The sequence below is a fragment of the uncultured Rhodospira sp. genome (assembly GCF_937138205.1).
In the GTDB taxonomy this organism is placed as follows: domain Bacteria; phylum Pseudomonadota; class Alphaproteobacteria; order Rhodospirillales; family Rhodospirillaceae; genus Rhodospira.
In genome coordinates this window covers 1-4191 of sequence record NZ_CAKZOT010000039.1, presented here as the reverse complement: position 1 = coordinate 4191, position 4191 = coordinate 1, and the positions used below count along the sequence as shown (strand labels likewise).

Genomic DNA, 4191 nt, shown 5'->3' with positions numbered 1-4191 from the left:
CCGAATTCGTCATAGTTTTGATCCAGATCAATGGCCGGCCGGACCGGTGGCGGGATAGTCTTGGCGTTCGAACGGGCCGGTTTCGGGGGCCACACAATCGGATGTCGGTTCCGAGGCGAGGTTTGGTCGGCAAACCTCTCGGAACGAGCGATGCCGCGCTTCCCGGGGCCGCCATGAACCCTTCGCCCGCGCCTGCCCGGCGCGCGACGGGTTGACTGTGGCGCCCGGCTCCGCCGGGACCAGGTGAGCGGGAGGTGGCTTTGACTCAGGCAACCACGGCGCACGGGGCGCGCGCGGACGGCCCGGCCTATGTGGAAGGGCCGATCCGGCTGTTCGTGCTGGCGTCTGTCTTCTGGGGCATCATCGGCTTCGCGGCGGGCGATTTCATCGCCTGGCAGCTGGCCATCCCGGCCCTGAACCTCGATCTGGAGTGGACCTCGTTCGGCCGCCTGCGGCCGTTGCACACGTCGGCGGTGATCTTCGCCTTCGGCGGCAACGTGCTGTTCGCGACCTCGCTGTACGTGGTGCAGAAGACCAGCCGCGCCCGCATGTACGGCGGCGATGTGCTCGGCTACATCCTGTTTTGGGGATTCCAGCTCTTCATCGTCATGGCGGCGATCGGTTACGTGACCGGCATCACGCAGAGCCGCGAGTACGCCGAGCCCGAGTGGTACGCCGACCTGTTCCTGACCGTGGTCTGGGTGCTTTACCTCGCGGCGTTTGCCGGCACCCTCCTGAAACGGCGCGAGCCGCATATCTACGTCGCTAACTGGTTCTATCTGGCCTTCATCATCACCGTCGCGCTGCTGCACCTGGGCAACAACATGGCGGTGCCGGTGGCCCTGATGGGCGGTGACACGTGGTGGAAGTCCTACAGCCTGTTCTCGGGCGTGCAGGACGCCATGACGCAGTGGTGGTACGGGCATAACGCCGTCGGCTTCTTCCTGACGGCCGGCTTCCTGGCCATCATGTACTATTTCGTGCCCAAGCAGGCCAACCGGCCGGTCTATTCCTACCGGCTGTCGATCGTGCACTTCTGGGCGCTGATCTTCCTCTACATCTGGGCCGGACCGCACCACCTGCACTTCACGGCCCTGCCCGACTGGGCGCAGACCCTGGGCATGGTGTTCTCGGTGATGCTGTGGATGCCGTCGTGGGGCGGCATGATCAACGGCCTGATGACGCTGTCCGGCGCCTGGGACAAGCTGCGCACCGACCCCGTCCTGCGCTTCCTGGTGGTGTCGGTCGGCTTTTACGGCATGTCGACGTTCGAAGGCCCGATGATGTCGGTGAAGGCGGTGAACTCGCTGTCGCACTACACCGACTGGACCATCGGCCACGTCCATTCCGGCGCGCTCGGCTGGGTCGCCTTCATCTCCTTCGGCGCCCTGTACTTCCTGGTGCCGGTGCTGTGGAAGCGCCGCTCGCTATACTCTCTGAGACTGGTCTCGCTGCACTTCTGGATCGCCACCCTGGGCATCGTGCTCTACATCACCGCCATGTGGGTCTCCGGCATCATGCAGGGCCTGATGTGGCGCGCCTACGATGAGCTGGGCTTCCTGCAGTATTCGTTCATCGAGTCGGTGGAGGCGATGAAGCCCTACTACATCATCCGCGCCATCGGCGGCCTGCTGTTCATCGCCGGCGCGGTGATCATGGCCTACAACATGTACCGCACCATCCGGGGCGACGTGGCGGAGGGCGCGCCGGACAGCGTGCCGGCCGGCGCCACCGTCGGCGCCCAGCGATAAGGGGGGCCGGACCGTGAGCCTCATCAAGCAGCACAAATACCTGGAGACCAACGTCTTTCTGCTGGTCCTGGGCATTTTCATCACGGTGGCCGTCGGCGGACTGGTGGAGATCGTGCCCCTGTTCTCCATCAAGTCCACGATCGAGAATGTCCGCGGTATCCGCCCCTATACGCCGCTGGAGCTGGCCGGGCGCGATATCTACGTCCGCGAGGGCTGTTACAACTGCCACAGCCAGATGGTGCGGCCCTTCCGCGACGAGATCGAGCGGTACGGGCACTACTCCCTCGCTGCCGAGAGCAAGTTCGACCACCCGTTCCAATGGGGATCGAAGCGCACCGGTCCGGACCTGGCGCGGGTGGGCGGCAAGTATTCGAACGAGTGGCACGTCCGTCACATGATCGATCCGCGCTCGGTGGTGCCGGAATCCATCATGCCGGGCTATCCGTATCTGGCGAAGCGGCCGCTCGACTACGACACCATCGACGCCCACATGAAGACGCTGGATCTGGTCGGGCGCGGCGAGATGTACGGCCCCATCGACGGGGCCATCGAGAACGCGATCGCCGACCTGGAAGCCCAGGCCACGCCGGACGCCGACACGTCGGCGCTGGTGGCGCGCTATTCCGACTTCGCCTACGGCGCCGACCGGGACGAGGACGAAACCACGACCATGGCCCTGGGCGATCTGGACGGCAATCCGGAGATGATCACCGAGATGGACGCCCTGGTGGCCTACCTGCAGGTCCTGGGCACCATGGTCGACTTCACCGCCGTCGACGACGCGCGCAAGGCCGAGTGGATCCGCTGACGGGCCGCCGCCAGCCAAACGGAGGCGCACCATGGAGGCCCTGAAGGACCTCTCGGATTTCCTGCGGCAGTTCTGGGGCCTGTGGCTGATGCTGCTGTTCCTGGGCATCGTCTGGTGGGCGTTCAAGCCCTCCAACAAGGACCGGTTCAAGGACGATGCCATGATCCCGTTCCGGGACGACGAAGGGGTCGAGGAGAAAAAAGACGATGGCCGATCATCCTGAACGCGACGAGATCACCGGCCGCTATACCACCGGACACGAGTGGGACGGCATCAAGGAACTGAACACGCCGCTGCCGAAGTGGTGGGTGTGGGTGTTCTACGCCACCATCATCTGGTCGGTGATCTATTCGGTGATCTATCCATCGTGGCCGGCCATGGCCGGGTATTTCAACGGCGTCATCGGCTGGAACGCCCGCTCCGCCCTGCAGGACGACCTGGCCGAGGCGCGCGAGGCGCGGTCGAGCTGGCTGACCGAGATCGCCGCCCGGGATGTGCCGGCCATCCTGGAGGACGACACCCTGCGCACCTACGCCATGCGCGGCGGCGAGGTGCTGTTCAAGGAGAACTGCGCCCCCTGCCACCAGACCGGCGGCGCCGGCGCCCATGGCTACCCCACCCTGGCCGACGACGAGTGGCTGTGGGGTGGCACGCCAGAAGACATCCTGACCACCATCCGCCATGGCATTCGGGACCAGGACAACCCCAACACGCGCGTCAACTTCATGCCGGAATTCGGGGACGACTGGTTCACGGATGAAGAGATCGAAGCGGTCGCCAGCTATGTCTACGCCTTGTCGAACGGCGAAACGCTGGACGGGCCGGGCCAGGTTTTGTTTTCGCAACAGTGCGTCAGTTGCCACGGCCCGGACGGGGGTGGCGTTTCGCTGCTGGGGGGCCCACCCCTGAACAACCGGATCTTCCTTTATGGCGGCTCCCAGGAGGAGATCGCCGCGCAGGTCCGCCAGCCGACGCACGGCGTCATGCCGCCGTGGGAGAACCGCCTGTCGGACGAGGAAATCAAGCAGCTCGCCGTGTATGTGCATTCGCTGGGTGGGGGGCAGTAGAGCGTTGCCGCCTGTGTTCGCGCGAACCGACGGGGCGGCGCAAGACCCAACCCCAACCCTCCCCGTAAACGGCTATCCGATTCACACATTTTTTCTTCAGATCGTCATTGCGAGGAGCGCAGCCCAAATTAAAGAAATGGGGCAATCCAGAGCAGATACTTGCGTTTTACGCTCTGGATTGCTTCACCCTCGTCTTGCGACGAGGGTTCGCAATGACGAGTCACATCGTCGCGCGAGCAAAGGGCTCCCGCTTCGGCGGAAAGAAGTGTGAATACGATAGCCCGTAAACGGGGAGGGAGTTCGATCCGCACCCGTTTCACGGGACATTCTCCGGCCTATCGGAGGGCGCGAACCAGACTCCTCCCCCATTTATGGGGGAGGTGGGGAGGGGGTTCAGGCGGAAGGCGCCGCCTTCGCGGGTGAGGGACTCGGATAGCCCGTGGGGCGGAAGGACACCCCCACCGCACAAGATTGTGTCATACCAAGCGACGGAAATCGTGACACGTTTCACGGACCGTCGGCACACGACCTTGGGAGATCCCTCGCGTCCTAACGGACGCTTCGG

The 4191-nt window shown here is 64.5% G+C and carries 4 protein-coding genes; all 4 read left to right on the top strand.

Annotated elements, in window-relative coordinates:
• Positions 1 to 311 precede the first annotated feature (311 nt).
• The 4 genes from ccoN to ccoP are packed head-to-tail and all read left to right on the top strand — an operon-like array spanning position 312 to position 3626.
• Positions 312 to 1751 carry a cytochrome-c oxidase, cbb3-type subunit I gene (ccoN, locus tag Q0309_RS04245; protein WP_299437803.1) on the top strand — a complete coding sequence of 480 codons (1440 nt, stop codon included), beginning with the start codon at positions 312 to 314 and terminating at the stop codon, positions 1749 to 1751.
• A gap of 13 nt (positions 1752 to 1764) precedes the next feature.
• The gene (gene ccoO / locus Q0309_RS04240; RefSeq protein ID WP_299437801.1) at positions 1765 to 2559 is read left to right on the top strand and encodes a cytochrome-c oxidase, cbb3-type subunit II; all 795 of its coding nucleotides are present in this window, start codon (positions 1765 to 1767) and stop codon (positions 2557 to 2559) included.
• Positions 2560 to 2590: 31 nt separating this feature from the next.
• Positions 2591 to 2782 carry a cbb3-type cytochrome c oxidase subunit 3 gene (locus tag Q0309_RS04235; RefSeq protein ID WP_299437799.1) on the top strand — a complete coding sequence of 64 codons (192 nt, stop codon included), beginning with the start codon at positions 2591 to 2593 and terminating at the stop codon, positions 2780 to 2782.
• Positions 2766 to 3626 (top strand): cytochrome-c oxidase, cbb3-type subunit III, encoded by an 861-nt coding sequence (gene ccoP / locus Q0309_RS04230; RefSeq protein WP_299437797.1) that lies wholly within the window; start codon positions 2766 to 2768, stop codon positions 3624 to 3626. Before Q0309_RS04235 ends, ccoP begins: the two co-directional genes overlap by 17 nt.
• The last annotated feature ends 565 nt before the right edge of the window (positions 3627 to 4191 follow it).

Coding starts and splice junctions, on each gene's coding strand:
- ccoP (WP_299437797.1), top strand. CDS start 2,766: ATGGCCGATCATCCTGAACGCGACGAGATCACCGGCCGCTATACCACC.
- Q0309_RS04235 (WP_299437799.1), top strand. CDS start 2,591: ATGGAGGCCCTGAAGGACCTCTCGGATTTCCTGCGGCAGTTCTGGGGC.